Annotated in this window: 15 protein-coding genes; 8 read left to right on the top strand and 7 right to left on the bottom strand. The window is 60.2% G+C overall.

The window, feature by feature from the left end; genetic code table 11:
* Nucleotides 1-13 precede the first annotated feature (13 nt).
* The 4 genes from KI787_03865 to KI787_03850 form a co-directional block, all read right to left on the bottom strand.
* On the bottom strand, nucleotides 14-1,093 hold the full coding sequence (locus KI787_03865) for an MBL fold metallo-hydrolase (GenBank protein MBV6629071.1): 1,080 nt from the start codon (nucleotides 1,091-1,093) through the stop codon (nucleotides 14-16).
* A gap of 182 nt (nucleotides 1,094-1,275) precedes the next feature.
* Complete coding sequence (locus KI787_03860; GenBank protein ID MBV6629070.1) at nucleotides 1,276-2,127, bottom strand: HupE/UreJ family protein; 852 nt, start codon at nucleotides 2,125-2,127, stop codon at nucleotides 1,276-1,278.
* A 223-nt stretch (nucleotides 2,128-2,350) separates the two neighbouring features.
* Nucleotides 2,351-3,079, bottom strand: coding sequence for a peptidyl-prolyl cis-trans isomerase (locus KI787_03855; protein ID MBV6629069.1), 729 nt, complete (start codon nucleotides 3,077-3,079; stop codon nucleotides 2,351-2,353).
* Nucleotides 3,076-5,421 (bottom strand): DUF3604 domain-containing protein, encoded by a 2,346-nt coding sequence (locus KI787_03850; GenBank protein MBV6629068.1) that lies wholly within the window; start codon nucleotides 5,419-5,421, stop codon nucleotides 3,076-3,078. Before KI787_03850 ends, KI787_03855 begins: the two co-directional genes overlap by 4 nt.
* A 204-nt stretch (nucleotides 5,422-5,625) precedes the next feature.
* Between KI787_03850 and KI787_03845 the strand changes: the two genes are divergently transcribed.
* Both KI787_03845 and KI787_03840 read left to right on the top strand, forming a co-directional pair.
* Nucleotides 5,626-6,801 carry a VWA domain-containing protein gene (locus KI787_03845; protein ID MBV6629067.1) on the top strand — a complete coding sequence of 392 codons (1,176 nt, stop codon included), beginning with the start codon at nucleotides 5,626-5,628 and terminating at the stop codon, nucleotides 6,799-6,801.
* 114 nt (nucleotides 6,802-6,915) lie between these two features.
* Nucleotides 6,916-7,350 (top strand): hypothetical protein, encoded by a 435-nt coding sequence (locus KI787_03840; GenBank protein MBV6629066.1) that lies wholly within the window; start codon nucleotides 6,916-6,918, stop codon nucleotides 7,348-7,350.
* 111 nt (nucleotides 7,351-7,461) lie between these two features.
* Here KI787_03840 and KI787_03835 read toward each other — a convergent pair whose 3' ends face one another.
* Entirely contained in the window at nucleotides 7,462-8,043 is a 582-nt protein-coding gene (locus KI787_03835) for a DNA-deoxyinosine glycosylase (GenBank protein ID MBV6629065.1), read from the bottom strand.
* Between KI787_03835 and KI787_03830 the strand changes: the two genes are divergently transcribed.
* Complete coding sequence (locus KI787_03830) at nucleotides 8,042-8,716, top strand: YdcF family protein (protein ID MBV6629064.1); 675 nt, start codon at nucleotides 8,042-8,044, stop codon at nucleotides 8,714-8,716. The genes KI787_03835 and KI787_03830 overlap by 2 nt on opposite strands.
* Here KI787_03830 and mgtE read toward each other — a convergent pair.
* Complete coding sequence (gene mgtE, locus KI787_03825; GenBank protein MBV6629063.1) at nucleotides 8,708-10,051, bottom strand: magnesium transporter; 1,344 nt, start codon at nucleotides 10,049-10,051, stop codon at nucleotides 8,708-8,710. The genes KI787_03830 and mgtE overlap by 9 nt on opposite strands.
* A gap of 119 nt (nucleotides 10,052-10,170) precedes the next feature.
* On the opposite strand from mgtE, the gene KI787_03820 reads away from it, so the two are divergent.
* The 5 genes from KI787_03820 to KI787_03800 all read left to right on the top strand — a co-directional run bounded on the left by KI787_03820 (nucleotide 10,171) and on the right by KI787_03800 (nucleotide 17,480).
* Nucleotides 10,171-10,581, top strand: coding sequence for an MAPEG family protein (locus KI787_03820; protein ID MBV6629062.1), 411 nt, complete (start codon nucleotides 10,171-10,173; stop codon nucleotides 10,579-10,581).
* Between the two features lie 426 nt (nucleotides 10,582-11,007).
* Nucleotides 11,008-12,753 (top strand): hypothetical protein, encoded by a 1,746-nt coding sequence (locus KI787_03815; GenBank protein MBV6629061.1) that lies wholly within the window; start codon nucleotides 11,008-11,010, stop codon nucleotides 12,751-12,753.
* Nucleotides 12,750-15,113 carry an HlyD family efflux transporter periplasmic adaptor subunit gene (locus KI787_03810; protein ID MBV6629060.1) on the top strand — a complete coding sequence of 788 codons (2,364 nt, stop codon included), beginning with the start codon at nucleotides 12,750-12,752 and terminating at the stop codon, nucleotides 15,111-15,113. Before KI787_03815 ends, KI787_03810 begins: the two co-directional genes overlap by 4 nt.
* Entirely contained in the window at nucleotides 15,101-16,603 is a 1,503-nt protein-coding gene (locus tag KI787_03805) for a hypothetical protein (GenBank protein ID MBV6629059.1), read from the top strand. Before KI787_03810 ends, KI787_03805 begins: the two co-directional genes overlap by 13 nt.
* On the top strand, nucleotides 16,593-17,480 hold the full coding sequence (locus KI787_03800; GenBank protein MBV6629058.1) for a hypothetical protein: 888 nt from the start codon (nucleotides 16,593-16,595) through the stop codon (nucleotides 17,478-17,480). Before KI787_03805 ends, KI787_03800 begins: the two co-directional genes overlap by 11 nt.
* A 190-nt stretch (nucleotides 17,481-17,670) precedes the next feature.
* Here KI787_03800 and KI787_03795 read toward each other — a convergent pair whose 3' ends face one another.
* Nucleotides 17,671-18,459, bottom strand: a complete 789-nt coding sequence (locus KI787_03795) for a hypothetical protein (protein MBV6629057.1) — start codon at nucleotides 18,457-18,459, stop codon at nucleotides 17,671-17,673.
* Nucleotides 18,460-18,752 lie beyond the last annotated feature (293 nt).

Below are 18,752 nucleotides of genomic sequence, written 5' to 3'. Positions count from 1 at the left end.
GGGCAATAGGGACTCAGAACAAACTGAGCAGGTTGTGATGCTCTACGGTGTCTGAATCAGCAGGCAAGTGCCACCAGTCCCCATCTGCACCCAGGTCTACTGGTCCGCTAAAGCGTTCCTTGACGCCCCGCAAAAAGCGTCGCTCCAAGGGTGGCAAAGGGAGCTGCGGAATCGTGTGATAAAAGACCAAGCGCCCAACGCTGGCGGCGGCAGCGATGTCCGCTGCTTGTTGTGGTGTGGTGTGGTAATCCAGGATGTCATCCATGATCGTGACCACACGGGAATTGTCAGCACGCTGAGCGCCACGCCGAATAACCTGCACCAATTCTGGAGACAAGGCCTCATGAGCCAGCAGGTCTACGCCTTGGCTATGTTGTTGCAAGACCGTCGACGCAGCCGTGTCACCGCTGATGACCAGACTACGCCCGGCATAGTCGATGCGATACCCCACGGCCTGATCGACCGGATCATGGGGAACAGGAAAGGCGGTCACTGTAAGCCCGCCCGCTGCATAAACCACGGCTCCCTGAGGGCTGGGCAGGGCAAAAGCTTGGGCCTGTGCCCCTGCAGCAGAGGGTGGCATCACCGTTTCGCCATGGTGCGTGATGCGGTAGCCCACATCCAAGGTATAAGCCTGATTGAAGCCATCCACAACGCTGTCGACACCTGGTGGCCCCAGGACCGGTAAAGGGCTTTGGTGTTGGCTACCCGCCCAGCGCTGCAATATCAGTTCGCCCAGCCCATCAATATGATCGGAATGAAAATGCGTGAGTAGTACGGCGTCTATCGCCCCGGCAGGTATGCCCATCAGACCCAGGTTGCGGGGGCTGCCCGATCCGACGTCAATCACCAGGAGTTGATCTCCTGCCTGCACCAACATACAGGGCCCAGCGCGCTCAGGGTCTGGTAGGGGTGATCCGCTGCCACACAGCACCAGGTTGAGTCCGCCTTGCATATCGGCTAAGCGGTGGCCGCTGAGGTTGTCGACCACACGCTGCTCGAAGGCCTGCATGACAATGCGATCACCGAATAGCCGCCAGCCTAGGGCGGTCAGCACCCCTAAGCTCACCAGCCCCACTACGAATTTGCGCATGCCCTGTCTCCTCCATACCGCCATCTGCGGCGCCGTCAGACTATCAAATTTACGCTATGTAAAAAAGTGGTCAGCCTGCTGTAGTTCGGAACACTTGCAGAGTCTTTGCGGCCCTCACGACAGCGCTTGCTTGAATGGGATGGCGGCTGCACAGGCCAGCATCACACCTTGCCAAAGTGCATTCAAATGCCGGTCAGACGGGTCATGAACCAACTGCTGCTCAGGGCGCCGATGAGGTACAGCCCAATGGGCACAACGCGCGTAACAGGGTAAGGGCGGAGCAACCAGGCTAGCGCCAGTAATAGGCCGAGCCAAAGCACTTGGGCAGTTTCCAGCCCGAGGTTGAACATGAGCAGTGCTGCCCAGCGATGGTTCTCCGGCAGGCCAATATCACGCAAGGCATCAGCAAAACCGAGGCCGTGGACCAACCCGAAGGCGCAGGCTAGGTAGAACAAGCGAGCAAAAGTGGCAGGGGCTGGCGGCTGGTTGTAGGCCGAATCCCCGTGTCGCCTACGGAGATGGTCCGCTGCCAGCAGCGCCAAACTCAGGGCAATTAATGCCTCGACTGGTGCCATTGGCAGGTGCAAATCAGCCATAAGCACCAGCGCTAAACTCAGGCTATGGGCGAGCGTGAAGCCGGTGATGATGCCCAGTAGTGGGGTGATCGGCTGTCCGAATCGAAAACCCAGGGCCAACAGGGCAACGAAAATGAGGTGATCCCAGCCCGTGGCCAAATGCTCCAAACCCAAGCGGAAGAAGGCTGGCCAATCTGCAGCGGTGGATTCCAGCGAGAGCACCGCAGAGGGTTGCTCATGGCTGAGCTTGAGCAACTGTGAGCCCTTGGGGTGGCCATGGATTTCCAGCAGGGCGTCCGGTAAACGCGCGTTAAGGCCGTGGATCTGAATTCGGCGACCCTCCCAGCTACTCTGACAGCTCAGTATCCAATCCAACCACAGACCATCGACAGATCGATTACGCGACTGTGTGCGCATCTCACAATCGTCTCCGGCATCCAGCCACAGTGGTTGCTGCATGGTTTGCGCTGGCAGCTCCGCTTGCAGTGACCAATCGGTTGTTGATGAAGCAGGCCCAAGAGGGCTTAGCCGCCACAGGCTCAGTCCTAGTTCATGGGCTTGCGCGCTTGTTGTTCCCAGCAAAGTGAGGCAGACCAGTAGCCCTCTCAAGAGCCAGTGGCGCCTGCCGTAGGAGACAGTCAGCTGGGTTGAGCGCGGGCTCCTGAGAGATGCTGTACGCCGTTTAGTCATGATCAATTCGTCGCGCCAACCACTTGCGCATAGCCTCTTCGGCAAGGGCGTCCCGCCAGTCAGCTTCGACGCGGTCACGAATGTCCTCCAATCGCGGTCGCTGTCCGGGCTCGATGGTCTGAACACGAACACGGTGCCAACCCAGGCCTCCAGCGACAACGGGGCTCCACGGTCCTTCAGCCACGAGCTTGTCCACGGCTTCCGCGAGCATTTGTCCATAGCGGCTGCGGATTTGTGCACGGCTCAGGCCATCCCAATGTTCTTGCTGCAGGGGGCTTGGTGCAGCAGCGGGAGTGACCGCCTCGTCTACTGTTTGGGCCGCGAGCAACTGCTGAGCCGCTGCAGCATTGGCCACCTGACTGCGCCGTAGCCATAGATGGTCGGCCCAGATTCGGTCGGGTTCTTGATAGCTTGCGGCGTTGGCGTCTAGGAACGATTGCAGCGTCGCGTCGCTCACCTGAGTGGGCTGCGCCCGTAGCCGAATCAGGCGGCGCATTTTCTGTTCCAGTTGGCGTTCGATGAGGCTGTCGTTACGATCCAGGCCCAGTCGGCGTGCCTCCGCAAGCAGCGCTTGCTGTTCCTGCCAGCGGCGTTGGCCTTCGGCATCGAGCTCGGCCGGGGCATGTGGCGAAGGCCTTGGATTGAGCAGACCCTGTAGCCCGAAGATCAGCAGCCCTGCCAGGAAAAACTGCAACAGGGGATCGCGTAGCCAGGCGCTCATTGGGGTTCGTACCAAATAGGCGAGGCCCAGGCCCGCTCCTCAATGGTGTCGAAGCGCGGCTGGCCGCTGAAGCCAGAGTCCGTTTGCGTAATGGCACAGCAGCCCTCTAAACCGGCATGCGGATGATAGACCGGGAACTGCCCCGTCGCAGGCTCCAGGGCGCCGCAATCCACCTGCGCTTCGACATGACAGGCATAGGCGGTCCAGCGACAGGAGGGCAGCTCGCGCACGCGGGCGTACCAGTAGGCGTCACGCCGGCTGTCAAAGTTCGGGTCTTGCCAGATCAAGCAGAGGCTCTCGGGGTGGTTGTCCACCGCAACCGCGCAGCTGCTGGGGTCTGGGCGCTGTACCGGGGAGATGGTCCGCTTCAGGCCGTCATGAAATCGCACCTTGGGCTGATTGTCGGCATCCAGGTAGCCCTCGATCAGGTCGATTTGCTGCAAAGGCACGCCCTCGGGATCCTGCTCGGCCCAGATGGCCAGCCAGGGCGCCGCGTTGGGTGTGGGCGGAGGAGGTAAGTTGCCGCCCATCGGGGTCATGCCACTCAGGCTCAGGTCCTCGCCACGTCCCAGGCGATCGCAGATATCGGCCGGCGGGCGTTGCCAGGAGGCGGCGCTGCGAATCCGCAGGCGTGGTCCGCTGGTGCCGAAGCTCTCGCCAGCCGCGATGGCATCAAAGATGTGTTCCCGGGTATTCGCCGGCGCCCAGACACCGGTGAGGCCGCCGGGGTTCAGCGGGCGCGAAAAATCCACGAAGCTGCGCTGCTCGCATTGCTCCAGATCGCGTGGGTCCTGACTGGGGTCGGCGCAGGCCCAGAAGCCCAGTTGCTCGGCGGGTTCATCATCCAACACGCCGCCATGCCCACGGAAGTTGGCTTCATCGGCTTTGCCGGAGTCCGCGGCGTGGGTGTCCAAGGAGGCACTGATATTGAGCTTGTAGGGGTTGATGCCCAGGGTCTGGCGGATTTTTTGTCCCTCGACCATGGCGTAGCGGTAGTAATCCAGGGGGCTGCGGCAGTTGCCCGTGGTGTCGCCGCCGTTGGCGGGGCGCGAGCGCCCATCTGGGCCGGTGACCGCGCAGACGGGCACCACGTTCTGACCGCGATCACGCCAGCCACAAAACGGCGGGTCCTTCCAGGCTTCCCCCGTACATAGGGCCGCGCAGGCGGGCGGATCTTCGGGCAGTCCCTGACAGATGCTGGCATCTACCTCGAAGGTGCAGCCGGGGTCAAAGCTTTCGTCATTTGCCAGGTAGGCGCCTGACAGCCCGGCCGCACATTCGGACTGACCCTTGTGCTGGGTCATCTCGAAGCTTTTATCGATGCGTCGGCGCAGCGCGGCATCATCCGCCGTCATGGGCAGGAATACATCGGTAGCAAACAGCTTGCGGCCCAGTGGAACCCCCGTCAGATCGCCCATGACGCTGGCGCCGGCCGCCTCCCCGGCGGCCAGAAACATGCGCCCATCGCTGCGGTTGCTGTTGTGCACGATGGTCAGCACATCGCAGTCGGGTTGATCCACGCAGGCCCGTTGCAAGTGATCGAAGAGGGCCCAGTCATCATTGGCGTTCTGTGGCAGCAGGGCCGTGGTCAGATTCACCGCAGGAAACACATCGATGGGCACACTCTGGGCATCTCCGCGGAAGATCACATTGCGGTGGAACATCTGCGAGAGCACTCCCGAGGTGAACTCGTAACCATGCAGGGTGGTGTAGCGGCAGGGCGCATATTCAGCGTCGTTGATCTGCTTGGTTTCCAGCCAGGGCAGCAGGCTGGTGGGCATATCGGCCACCAAGGATTGGAGCACTTGGGTTTGGAAGGGCGTGTCGCCGGCAGCAATGGCGCGAATGTCATCGCGTATGCCTTGACCGATGAGGCTATCGCACAGAGCCTGACTAGTAGGGGATTGATCGCAAAGACTGACAAAGCCGCCAAGAAACTCGGCATGATCGGTGACAGCATTGAAGTCCAGCGGGCGGTCTAGCCACACTTCATCGCCAGCTGTGAACACGTCTTGGCTGCCCTTGGCGGGCACCGGTAGCGGCGCCTCGGCCTTGGCGAAGCGGTGGGCCATGCGTGGATTGGTCAGGGCATTAAAGAAATACGCATCCAATGAGTAGGAGGTATGCGTGTGCAGATCCCCGAAATAGAGGTTCTTGTAGCCGGGGCGTTGGTCGCGGCAGCCGGCGGTTTGAGGGGCCTCAAGCGCCTCACCCAAGGACCTGTCAGTAGTCCCTTCGCGCCCACCTTCACAGCCAGCCAATCCCATGGCCAGAGCCAAGCCCAGTGCGGCTCCGGCGCACGCCTTACTCCCCCCAGTACTGCGGGAAATCCCAATATGCATGTTGTCTCCTCGCCGCAGGTGCACTCTACGGCACGGATAAATTGACATGCTGACAATAAGTCGTCAATAACTCAGAGAAGCGGGTTTGGCGGGCTCAGCCTCAACGCGACCAGTCCTGCGCGTGCAGCAGCGTGGTCGCTAGCTCGCCAGCCGTAGGCGGTCATTGCGTACACTGAGCGTCTGTTCGAACTCTGGCATGTCTCCATGCTCTTGGATTTCTTCTACGCGCTACGCAAAGCAGAACTAAAGCCCTCCATTACCGAGTACCTCACCTTGGTCGAGGCCTTGAGCAAGGACGTGGCTTTTTGCTCCATTGACGAGTTCTACTATTTGGCGCGTGCCAGCTTGGTCAAGGACGAAACCAAGTTCGACCGCTTCGACAAGGTATTCGGCGCTTATTTCCAGGGCGTCGAGGAGTCCATGGAGGGCATCTTTGAGCAGATCCCCGAAGACTGGATTCAAGCCATGAAGCAGCTGCAAATGACGGAGGAGGAACTGAAGAAAATTCAGGCCATGGGGGGCTGGGATGAGCTGATGGAACAGCTGAAGAAGCGCTTGGAGGAACAAAAGAAGCGCCACGAAGGGGGCAACAAATGGATTGGTACCGGCGGGACCTCTCCCTACGGCAATTCCGGCTACAACCCCATGGGCGTGCGTATTGGTGGCCAAGGCGGTAACCGTAGTGCGGTTAAGGTCTGGGAGAAGCGTGATTACGCCAACTTGGATGACTCCATTGAATTAGGCACCCGCAACATTAAGCTGGCGCTGCGCCGGCTGCGTAAGTTCGCGCGTGAGGGCGCGGCCGATGTGCTGGATCTGGACGACACCATTCGTAGCACGGCCCGCAATGCCGGTTATCTCGACATCAAAATGGTGCCGGAGCGGCACAACGCGGTAAAAGTCCTGCTGTTTTTCGATGTGGGCGGTTCTATGGACCCGCATGTGCGGGTTTGCGAAGAGCTGTTCAGTGCGGCTCGCGCTGAGTTCAAGCACATGGAGTATTTCTACTTCCATAACTTCATTTACGAATCAGTGTGGAAGGACAACCTGCGCCGTCAGACTGAAAAGACCTCCACCTGGGATTTGATGCACAAGTATGGTGAGGACTACAAGGTCATTGTGGTCGGCGATGCCACCATGAGCCCCTACGAAATCACCTATGCTGGCGGCAGCGTGGAGCACTGGAACGAGGAGTCCGGTCAGGTTTGGGCGGAGCGTTTGCTGCGTCATTTCAAAAAGGCGGTATGGCTCAACCCCGAGCCAGAGGAGCATTGGGGCTTTAACCCCAGCGTGCAGATTACGCAGGAAATTTTTGAGAACCGCATGTATCCCCTGAGTTTGTCAGGGCTGGATGCAGCAGTGAAACGCTTGTTAGCCTAGAAGGCGACGCGCTCAGGTAAAATTGGCGCCACGGAGCCGGCGCTGCACCATCCGGTTCCACGGCCTATGCCCTGCATAGGTGGAATACAGAGCCACCCCATGCCTGGAGGGTTTATGGCGTATCAGTGGAAGCATTTACTCGGAGATGTGGCCTTGGCTTTGGGCTATGCGCTGCTGCTGCTATTGGCCTTCTCCTGGTTGGACACACACCCTATGCCCTGGCACCCCCTGCAGGGCAAACCAGACCTGGAAATCTCACTGCTACGCTTTAGCGAGCAGTTGGTTGTGGTGATGCTCTGTGCCTGTCCCTTGGTGCTCTTCATGCGTTGGCTGCATCCGGATTTGCTGCGGACTCGGGCCTTGATCATTGCGCTGGGCCTGGCGGGTTGGATGCTCTATCCGGCATTGGGCTCTGACCCTGCGGCTAGCTTCTTCTTGGCGGCTACCTATCCTTTAGTGCATTGGCTATTGGCTGCTTGCGTGCGGCCGCGGGTTTATTCTGAAGAACGGCTGCCACCGCCGCCGCGGTATATGCCCCCGCTGCCCTAACTACAGCAACTGCGGGCTTGTTGTATGGCGCTTGCGCTGCGTCCAGCCGCGTAGGTTCTTCTGTCTTCGGAGACAGGGCACTAGGTCACTGCTTCTTCGATGTTGAGAGATTTACTCTGGGGGTGTGAGCTGCAGTTGCTCAGCCCAGCGCTCAACCAGATCGGGAAGTCGCCAACGGGCATTGGCGGGGCTGGTAGAGGGCAGGCTGACCCAAGCCACGGCGACGGGTAGTGTCGGCAGCATCTGGCGTTGAAAGGTTCGCGCCGCGAAGCCGCCATTGCAGCCAATGATGCGTATCGTCGGGTGGCTTGTTAACAAGTTGCTGATGTCATTACAGCGCACGCTGTCCGGCACGATCGAGGCATCGAGACTGCCAGGACGCTGGCATTCGGCGAGCACATCCCAGACAGCAACCCCGGCCTGCTTGAGCATATCCACACGCTGCGCATAACTCGGCGGAAGCTGGGTGCCTAATAACTGGGCCCAGAGTGGCCAAAAGCGATTCTGTGGATGGGCATAGTATTGCTGCTCGCGCAGCGAAGCCTGACTGGGCATGCTGCCTAATATCAGTAACTCTGGCCGGGGTGGAAGCAGGGGGGGCAAACCCTGGTCAGCTTGCGAAGCCGTACACTGTGCGCGGACTTGGGATTGTTGATCCGCTGCTGACACGGATCTTGCTTGTGGCTTAGGCATGCTGCGTCATTTGATTTGGCCCTGCGGGGTGTTTCTGGCACTGACCATAGCGCTACTGGCGGGAGCCAGTGGCTGGATGATGTGGCGCTACCAATCTTGGATGCAGGTGCAGCCAGAGCAGCTGCGACCGATGCCGATGGCGCTGGTGTTGGGCACCAGCGTATGGAGTGCGGGTGGTGAACCGTCCATTCACTTTGCCGGCCGCATGCAAGCCGCCGCCGAGCTTTATCACAGTGGTCGAGTGCAAACTTTGCTCCTCAGTGGGGCGAACCCGACCCGTTACTACAACGAGCCTCAGCGCATGCGTGAAGCCATGCTCAAACACGGTGTGCCCGACTCCGCCTTGGTGCTCGACTATGCGGGTCGACGCACCCTCGACTCAGTCCGCCGGGCACGGGATGTATTCCACGCTCAGGAAATCATCATCGTGAGTCAGGCTTATCACCTCTACCGAGCCCTGTTTTTGGCCGATGCTGATGGTTTGTCCGCCCAGGGCTTGATTGCGCCGGGCCCCAGTTTGCGCCAGCGCTGGCGGACCGAATGGCGTGAGGTTTTGGCGCGGGTATTGGCGGTGCTTGATATCTATCTTCTGGACACCCAGCCACACTTTCCGGTGCAACCCAGCGAAACCTCGATGGCGAGGAAGCACGGAGGCTTGGATCGCTCAGAGTAGGATCACGGTGCCCAGACCTAAGAAGGCGAAAAAGCCAACCACATCGGTGACGGTGGTCAGCACCACCGACCCGGCGAGCGCAGGATCGATGTCGAGTTTCTTGAGCAGCATCGGCAAGCCCACACCGGTAAAGGCGGCACTGAGTTGATTAATCAGCATGGCCATGGCGATGACGCTACCCAGCATGATGTTGTCGAACCACAGGCTAACCACTAAACCGACAGCGCAGGCCCAAAACACCCCATTCAGAAAGGCCACCGCGACCTCGCGCCGGAGCAAGGCGCCCACATTGGCACTACTGATATGACCCAAAGCCATGCCGCGAATCATGAGGGTGAGAGTCTGGCTGCCGCCAATGCCCCCCATGCTAGCCACCACCGGCATAAGAACGGCCAAAGCCACCACTTCATCTAACGTGGCCTGGAACAGGCCCACCACGCCTGCAGCAATGAATGCAGTGAGCAGATTAATGCCCAGCCAAACCGCACGGCGGGTGGCGCTTTTACGAATCGGAGCGAAGACATCATCTTCTTCATCCAGACCCACCTGCGACAAAATGCTGTGTTCGGCTTCGTCCCGAATCACGTCCACCACGTCATCGATGGTGATGCGGCCGAGCAGCACATTCTGACCGTCGACCACGGGCGCGCTCACCAGGTCCCGGTTTTCGAAGCGCTGAGCCACCTCGCTGGATGAGAGGTTCACGGGAATGGGCGCAAAGTTGCGGTCCATCACGTCGCTCACCGTGCTGTCGATGGGCTGGGTGACCAGTTCGGTGAGCTTCACTTGGCCTAAAAAGTGGCCAAAGCGGTCCACAACGAACAGCGAATCTGTGTGTTCGGGTAGTTCGGTGCGCATACGCAGGTAGCGCAGCACGACGTCAATAGTGACGTTGGGCCGGATGCTGATCGCATCCGTATTCATCAAACCACCGGCGGTGTCGTAGTCGTAGCTCAGAACCTGTTGCAAGCGCGCGCGATGCGCTGCATTCATGGAGGCTAGAACTTGCTGGGTGAGCGTTTCCGGTAGGTCATCGATAAAGTCGGCCAGATCATCGACGTCCAGGCTTTCGGCTGCGGCTACCACAGCGTCGGTTTCCATGGTGTCGATGAGGTGCGCGCGCAGCTCTTCACCCAGGTGCAGTAGCACCTCGCCCACGTCATCTGGGTCGACCAATACCCAAATGATTTCCCGCTCGCCCGGCGGCAGGGACTCAATCAGCCCCGCGATTTCGGCCGGGTTTAATGAGGCCAGAATGCGCCGTACTGGTGAATGTTTGCCAGACTCAATGGCTTCGCGCAGGTGTTCGATCTGGCGGCTCATGGTGGTCGGCATCCTCAGTAGCAGGCGAGCACAGATTATCTCAGGGGCGGCGCAGCTCTGCCATGCTGCTATGCTCGGCCCCAGCGTGACAGGGGTGTCACGCTGCCTCAACCATCTTCAGGGAGACACTCATGAGTCCAGCCATTCAGGTGCTGTTGCTGTTTACCGTCCTCACATTGGTGCTGGCGGTGGTTTATGTCGGTTTTAGGGTGACTCGTGTGCTGGCCGGCCAAGCCAAGGCCAATGCCTGGACCCGCGGCGCGCCTGAGTATCAGGATCCGGCTTGGGTGCGTCGTTTCGAACACGCGCACATGAATTGCCTGGAAAACCTACCGGTTTACGCTGCTGTGGTCCTGGCCGCCTACATGCTGGGCCAGGTGTCGCTGCTGGATTCCCTGGCCTTTGTCTTCTTGGCAGGACGGCTCTTCCAAACGGTAGTGCATCTGATCTCTGCAGGGCCCATCTTCGTGCTAATGCGCGCCACTGGCTTGGTGGTGCAGTGGGTTGTATTGGCCTACTGGCTGTATCTGCTGCTGGGCTAGTGTCCCGGGGCTGAACGGCCCCACACTCGCCTTATCGCTCTGCCCTTGCCTTGGGCGCTGGCCCAGGGCTTAGGGCGCACTCGGCCGAGCTGGAGGCGCAGCCATCGCTTCATGGTGGCTGCGCTGTAGCGTCGGTGATGTGCGCTGGGTGCCAATCAGCTCAGCGACCGGTCGATGTGCGCTTTCCCGCAGTGTCACCGAGTAACGCTGCGCAATGATGATGGCCCCGGCGGGGGGTTGTGCCCCGCGGCGTCTGGCCTGCGTCAGTTCAGACCTACACGGCGAAGGTGGTATTGCGCCGCAGCATCCAGCCTTTGCCCTGGCATACTGCATGGCGACGATTAGGGAGTGCGATGCATGCGTTGGCCGCCATCATTGGGGCGAAAAGCGAGCCACATAGCCGGTGCCGTGGGCGCGGGGTTACTCATGGCCGGGTTGCTGTACCTGAGTGTGGGTGTGCACTTTCGCGTCGATGCTTATGGGGAAGGGCTTTATGATCTGCATTACTTGGCCGCTGGCTGGCTGCAGGCCGGCTGGCCTACGCCCGAGTTGTGGGCGCCCGGTGGCCTAGTCCAGCACTACTACAACTTTGGTTTGGCGTCTTTGGGGTGGTTAGGCGCGGCCCTTGGTGTGGGTGTGGGAAGCACCTATGTGCTCGGCCTTATCGCGCTGCCAGCGGCGGTCTTTGCTCTGTGCTGGCTGATGTTGGCGGGGCCCTACTGGTACCGCATTCCTGCCGCCATTGTGGCCACCTTCCCCGCGACTGGATTAAGCCTGATCGTGGGCGCCAATTGGGTCGATGTCCCCGGCCATCTTAGGGGGATGGCGCATGTGCGGTTGCCGGAGTGGGCAGACCGCGCCGGGGACCTCGCTTGGGCTCAAGCATTGATGAACGGACAGGCTTATCCCATCGAAAGTCTGGCGCATCTGATCTTGGAGCTGCAGGATTTGCACCCGCCAGTGTGGGGAGTGCTGGTGCTTGCGTTGCTATTGCTGTGGTTTTTGGGTGGCCGCCAACAAGAGCAGCCTGCGGAGCGCCATGGTGGACGCGCCGGCATCATGGACGGAGTGTTGCCTGGCGCCTTGCTGCCGCTGGCTTACGCCGTGAATGCCTGGATGCTCCCCCTCTACATGGGTGTGCTGAGTGGCATGCTCATTCTTCGCCGCAGAGTATGGCTGCTACCCGGTGTTGTCCTAGGAGCCGCAGCGGCCGGTTTACTGTTGTGGTGGCCGTTTTTCGCGCACTTTGAGAGTACGGGGGCCGTGCAGCTGAATTGGGTTCCCGCAGCCGCGCGTAGCAAGCTTGGTCAATGGAGCTTAATTTGGTGGCCGCAGGTGCTGGCAACACTGGCCTGGTTGGCACTGTGTTGGCAGGACCACCGGCGTGGGCGGTCGCTGGCTTGGAGCTGGGCCTTGTTGCCTGCCGTGTTCGTTATGGCCGTTCTGAGCTTAGAGCTTATCTTGTTGGATGATGCTTATTCGGGGGCCTATGAGCGTTTCAACAGCGTACTGAAAACAGGCAGCTTGGCGTTGTTCGGGTGGACGGCGAGTCTGCTGATCTTGGCCTCGCGCCGCCCGCATGGCACCTGGGGTATGGTTTTGATGCTGGCTCTGTTGGCGCCTCCAGCAGCTCTGCAGATCCGGGATGTCGGTGTGCGCTACCTTGAAGCTCAGACCAACCCTAACTGGCGTCTGCACAGTCAGGCCATGCTGCCCGGCCTTGATAATCAGGCTTTGGTTGCCGCCTTGTGCGAGCAGACGCCGGGGACGGTCTTGGCCCCTATCAGCACCGACGCTTATAACTTGGACCCGGCTATCCCGACGCTGTGCGCCATGCCGACTTGGTCAGGATGGGCGGCGCATCTCCGGCAAATTGAGTCTTTTTCAGCTGCGGCGAACCGAGCGCGGGAAGCGCTCAAAGGCTGGTATGCCCATCCCAGCTCCGGGCTATTAGCGGATTACGGCGTGGATTACGTGCTCATCAGCTTTGCCCAGCGCTGGTCGGCCGCCAAGATCGCCGAGGCGCAGCGTGAACTCGGGGTCGCATGGCGGTGGCAGCCCGTGGCGATATCGCCCCAGGGGCATCACGCGGGATTTTTCGCAACACAGGCCTTGGCCTGCTCACATTCTCAAACCTCAGCCAGGATTGGCTGCACGGATCTATCTCCATGACGGAACAGCACGCATTGAATCATCCCTTTCTGCGCTATGCGGGCGGTAGCGCCGAGCCGCACGAAGATCTGCATGGCAAATATCTACGGGTCGTCTCGGTACGCAGTGGAGCCGTGTTGCGCTTACTCGCCGAAGAGCATCAGCTGGCTCAGCTCTTCAATGGAGAGCGTAGTGTGGCTGAGCGACTCGCAGCAGCTCAGGCTTTGCAGCCGGAGCTGAGTTTGCAGGATTTGGATGCACTCACCCAGGAGTTGGCAGATCACGATCTACTGTTTCCAGGGTCGGATGAGCCCTTGCCGGTGCCGGCACAAACAGATGAAGAGGCGGCTTTGGGCCGGCGCCTTAACGAAGGAGGGCATGAGCAGGCCTTTCCGCCGGGCTCTGAACCTGGGTCCTTAGGAGGCCGCGCCAGTTTAGGGCCGCTGGCCGGATCAGTCTGGCGGGGGCGCATAGACGCAGAACAGATTGATGTGCCGGTATCGCCGAAGTGGGGCGCATGGTTGGGAGCTTTGTTTGGTGCGCCGACCCGTTGGGGCCTTGCGGTTTGGGGCTTGCTGCTGGCAGCCATAGCCTTGCTGTGGGCTTTATGGCGTGACCAGGGCGCGGCAGCGGCGGATGTGCAGCGCCTGTTGGCCTGGGACAACTTGCTCATGGTGGGGTTGCCCTCCTTTGTTGCGACCAACCTCATTAGTCAATGGGCGCGGGCCTGGGTGAGTTTCAAAGAAACCGGGAGCTGGCCACGCTTCGGAATTGTCTGGGCTTTTGGCCTGATTCCGCGCTTTGTCACCGATACCGAAGGCCCGGCTGAACTGGCTGAGAGACAAGCCCGTATGCGGATTGTGGCGGCGCCCCTGGTTGCCAGCTTGATGCTGTTCTTGATCGCACTCACCGGTTGGTTCGTAGTGCGCCAGAGCACCACGATGCTGCCTGCTGTACTGATTACAGCGGCCATGATTGGCCTGGCCAATACCTTACTGCGTGCCAATCCTCTGGGCCGCACGGATGGGTATTACTTGCTCTCGCAATGGATGGGAGTGCCTGACCTGCGTGAACAGGCCTTTTTGTCCTTATTGGGGCTGAAGGTCATGTGGGGGAACCGACAAGCACCGGAGCGCGGGCCTCTGATGGTGTATGGGGCCTTGGTTCTGGTCTTTTTGGTCACCGTGATCAGCTTAATTCTGATCTTTCCTGGGCGTTGGTTGGAGGGCCGCTTCGGTGGAACCGGCGTGTTCTTACTGTTGGCGATGACGACCATCTACATCGGCAGTTTGTACCGTCGCTACAAAGACCGTCGACAGAACCTGGGCCGGGCTCCTTGGCGCCCACGGCTAGACGGAAGTGTGCCGCAGATGAAGCGCTGGGCGCCGACCTTTGCAGTGTTGGCTTTGGTCTCGTTGTGGCCCTATACCTATGAGCCGGGTGGACGGGTCAAATTGCAGCCACAAACGCAGGCAGATGTCAGCGTGAGCCAGAGTGGCACCGTCGCTGAAATACTGGTGCGCGAGGGCGACTGGGTTGAGGCTGGCAGCTTGCTGCTGCGCCTGGACACCGCCTCCATTGATGCGCAAATCCTCCGTGCCGAGTCGGAAGTCGCCCGACTGCAAGCCCAGCTCGACCGCGCTCGTAATGGCGCCACCACCGAGGAAGTGGCTCTGGCCGAACAGCGGGTTGCGACGGCTCGCGCACGGGTGCGGTTTAGTGAAGCGGAGGCCAGTCGTGCAGAAGCGGCATTGGGGCGCAGGGCCGTCACGACTCAAGAGCGCGATCGCGCTGTTGCCCAAGCCGAGGTCGATCGCGAGACCTTGGCCCAGGAGGAAGCCAATCTGGAGCTAGTGCGCAGCCCGACTCGGGATGAGGACATTGTGGCTTTGGAAAGCGAACTGGCCGCGCAGCGTGCCGAGCTGGCCTATTTTGAAACGGAACGTGCGCAATCTGAATTGCGCGCGCCTCTGGCGGGCACTGTGGTTGGAGAGGACTGGGCCTATTTGTTGGGTCGGCATGTGGAAGCTGGTAGCACTCTGGCGCAGATCGTCAACACTCGGCAGCTGGAAGCTTTATTGATGCTGCCCGAATTTGCCGCCGGTAGTGCACGCGCGGCTCAACCGGCACGCATCAAAATCTGGGCGCTGCCCGAGCAGGCTTTTCCCGGGGAGGTGGTTGAAATCGCTCCGGTGGCAGAATCCGGGGAAAACGGGCGCGTTATTCGCGTACGTATTGCGCTGGATGATGAGCATGGCCTGCTCCGCGCCGATATGACGGGCCAGGCCAAAATCACCGGCGATACTATGCCTCTGCTGCTGGCCTATACGCGGGCTTTGCTGCGCTTTGCCATGGTTGAGGTGTGGTCATGGTTGCCCTAGACGCTAGCTGTGCATCGGCGGCAGCGGGCAGCGCGCCACCAGGCCCAGGCTTGGGCCGAGATGATTTCAAGCTGATCAGCGAGTCAGGCTTCGGCAATCCACACAATAACTATGCGCATAGCATGGCCTGGTTTCGTGGGCGGCTGTATGTGGGGACTACGCGCTCCACATTTGCGGCGATCGCCGTAAATAACCCCCGTCCCGATATCCGCCCCTGGCCGGTGGAGTCTCCACCAACGCCGCATGACCTTGATCGTCGAGCTGAAATTTGGGCCTATACCCCGGAAACCAAAACTTGGGAGTGCGCGTACAAGGCGCCTTTCGTCTGGGGCAAGCACAAGCGCTGGGCCCCGCGCTACTTGAGCTATCGCGGCATGGCGGTCTTCCAGGGCGCCAGCGACTCCGCACCCTGCTTGTATGTGTCCACCTGGTCGCCCATCGTCACCGACCCCCCGGATATTCTGCGTAGCGAAGATGGGGTGCACTTCGCTCCGGCGCCGCGCCCGCCTTGGGATGACTCGGTACGATCCTTTCGCACCTTGCAGCCTTTCGGGGGGCGCATCCACACCACCCCCACAGGGTCCAACAAGGGGGATGGTCAGGCGCAGGAATGTGTGGGCTCCGAGTCCACCATCTACGCGACCGACGATATTGCGAAGGGGCTGTGGACGCCGGCGAGTTTGGACGGCTTTGGTGACCCGGCTAACGTCACCGTCTTCGAAATGGGCACCTTTGGCCAGCGGCTGTATGCGGGCACGGTGAACCCCAGTCGGGGTTTTGAGCTGTGGCGTACCGATGGCGGAGATACCTTGCCCTACCGATGGACACGTGTGCTCCACAGAGGCGCCTGGCGCGGGCAACACAATGAGCTCGCCTTATCCATGTGCGAATTCAATGGCGCACTCTATATCGGCACGGCGATTGTCAACGGTGGCTACCACCGACGAGCCGGAATTGGGCCGGCCGCTTCGGAAGTGCTGCGGGTTTGGCCAGATGACAGCTGGGACCTGATCGTCGGGCAGCCACGCAATACTCCGGATGGGCTCAAGGTGCCACTCTCCGGCTACTTAGCAGGCTTCGACAACATCTTTTGCGGTTATATCTGGCGCATGACCGTGCATGAGGGCTGGCTGTATGTGGGGACTTATTCCTGGGCGAACCTCCTGCCTTATGTGCCCATGCATGCCTGGCCTAGCGATGTGCTCACACTTCTACGCCGCTGGGGCTTCGCGGAGATCAACCGCATGTATGGCGGCTGCGCGTTGTGGCGGACGTGTGATGGAGAGCAGTTCGAGTTGGTGACCCGCTCCGGTTTTGGTAATAAGTACAACTGGGGGATTCGGAATTTTGCATCAACTCCACATGGCCTATTTGTGGGGACTGCCAATGTGTACGGCCCTGAGTTGGCCGTGGAGCGCGATGGGCACTGGCGCTATGTCCACAACGGCCGCGGGGGCTTAGAAATCTATCACGGCCAACATGCAGCCTGAAGCCCCACTGATCATCGTCGCTGGGCCTCCGCTAGGGGGGCTGGCGCGTGTGGCGCTCGCCCTGGGACGCTTAGGCGGAGGGCTGGTGTTACCCGAGCTGACCTTGGGGATGGCGGACAACATCGACGATTTGTGTACCTTGCATCGCCGCTCCCAGAGCCACCTAGGCCAAGGTTTGCTACGTGCCCTCGCATACCTAGGCCCTGGCCAGACTGATGCCGGCATAGAGCAGGTGCAACAGGTCCTGTGGCGACGCGGCGAGCAACCGGTATCGAGCCTGCTTCGCCAGCTTTGCAGGGCAAACTGGCAGATCTCCCCGGACCCCCATTTGGGTTGGCGACCAGATTATGGTCAGCGCCTGCTGCACATGCCTCAGGTGCGCGTGCTACACCTTAGTCGGCATCCGCTTTGGCATGGTTCTGCACTGTACCAAGCCCAGCAGCGCGGGGAGTTCATGCCGGCCGGTTTTCAGGATTTTTGCCTGCACCCCGATGGCGTCTTCGACCCTCAGCTAGGTTGGTTCCAGATGCATCGCAATTTGTCCCGACTGGGGCAGCGCCTGGGGCCGCGCTATCGTCACATCAGCTACACCGCATTTGCTCGAGACCCACAGCAGCTGCTGCGGGAGCTGGCGCGAGATTGGCATTTACAGCCAACGCCCGGCCATCTTGCCGAGCATCCGGACTGGGTAGCGCATAGAGGTCCATCGCAGGCTCCCGGCGGGTGGGATCAGCGCGAGATGGACGAGTTGCGCTTCGGCGCGGAAGCGCCGGAAACCGATTTGGATCAGCCCATGCCCTGGCGCCTTCAGCGTCGTCTTAGCCGCGAGGTCCAGGTTTTAGCTGCAGAGCTGGGTTACGGCTCTGCCAGTGCGTAAACAAGGAATTGCACGCTTGCATTGATCCTCAACCCCTACACTGGCATTAGGGGTTCTCGTCGCCCTAGCAAGTTATTTTGCAGTCCGTTGGGCCGGTCACTCCATGCTATCTGCGGCAACCTGCTCGGGTGCGGTGCACAAAAAAGCGCCCCGCAGGGCGCTTCAACAAAGTGCAAAGTCAGGGCAGGTTTTAGAACTCGCCCGCGATTGAGCCAGTAAAGCCGTGAATGCCAACTTCATGCACGTTGACGTTGATGAGTAGATCAATCAACGCACTGCTGAAGGAGATGCGCAGGGCGTCATAGTCGGTGTCCACGCCTTCAACGCTCAAGAAGACCTGGGCATTGTTGATGTCGAAGCCGACGATGCCCAGCGCAAGAAATTCGAAGAAGCCATAGCCATAAGAGCCGGGTGTACCAACCACTTCACCATCTTTCAGTGCTTCAATGGTCACTGTGGGCAACACGCTGAGTGATACCAGCTGCACATCTGGGAAAGAAATCACGAAGCCTGGCTGGTCCGGGTTGAGAGTGGCACTGAGCTCGTCTTCAGGGTCTAAGGGCAGCGCTACTGTTGGGTCCACACTGGTGCCCAGGTCCACCGTGATGCTCACGGCACTATCCAGACCCCCGCCGAGTAGAGCTACATTCAGCGCGGCTAGTGCGCTGCTGTCGGTGTTGCCATCGATGACGGCTTCAGGTGTCTCGACATTACACAGCAAGCAGCCTGGGCCGGTTGTGACCGTCACTTCGGGGCTGCCAGCGGTAGGCAGGCCTAAATTCAACTGACCCGCTTGGCCTGGGGGTGGTGTCGGTGTGGGAGCAGGCGTGGGCTCAGCTGCTTGATCTGGAGTATCCGCGGCATCGGTGACGGTGTCGTCAGCGGCGCTGGGATTGTCATTGTTATCGCCCCCGCAAGCCGTCAATAACAAAGACACAGAAAAAATCGCGGCCAAACCGCGCATCGTTGCAGTCGTCATGGTGTGCTCCCATCCTTGAGAAAAAGCCTCTCACATAGAGTACGGGGCATAGGCCGACAAACCACTGGTCAAACGGCGACATCGCTGTAGGAAAAAACCGACGCAATTGCCGAGAGCCGGTCGACAGATTTTCTGCTGAGGGCCCGGATACTAAGGCCAAGGACGAATAAACCGTTTTTGCTCGACGCCGTCATTGGCGCCATTTGCACGAGTTAGCCCGAAGTGGAACGGCTTTGCTGCAGTGGTCATGGAAGTGTCTTGCCAGTATGGGAATTGCCGTCTGCGATTGTTTT

This window comes from Oceanococcus sp. HetDA_MAG_MS8, from assembly GCA_019192445.1.
Taxonomy (GTDB): Bacteria; Pseudomonadota; Gammaproteobacteria; order Nevskiales; family Oceanococcaceae; genus MS8.
This window is presented reverse-complemented; position numbering and strand designations above follow the sequence as displayed.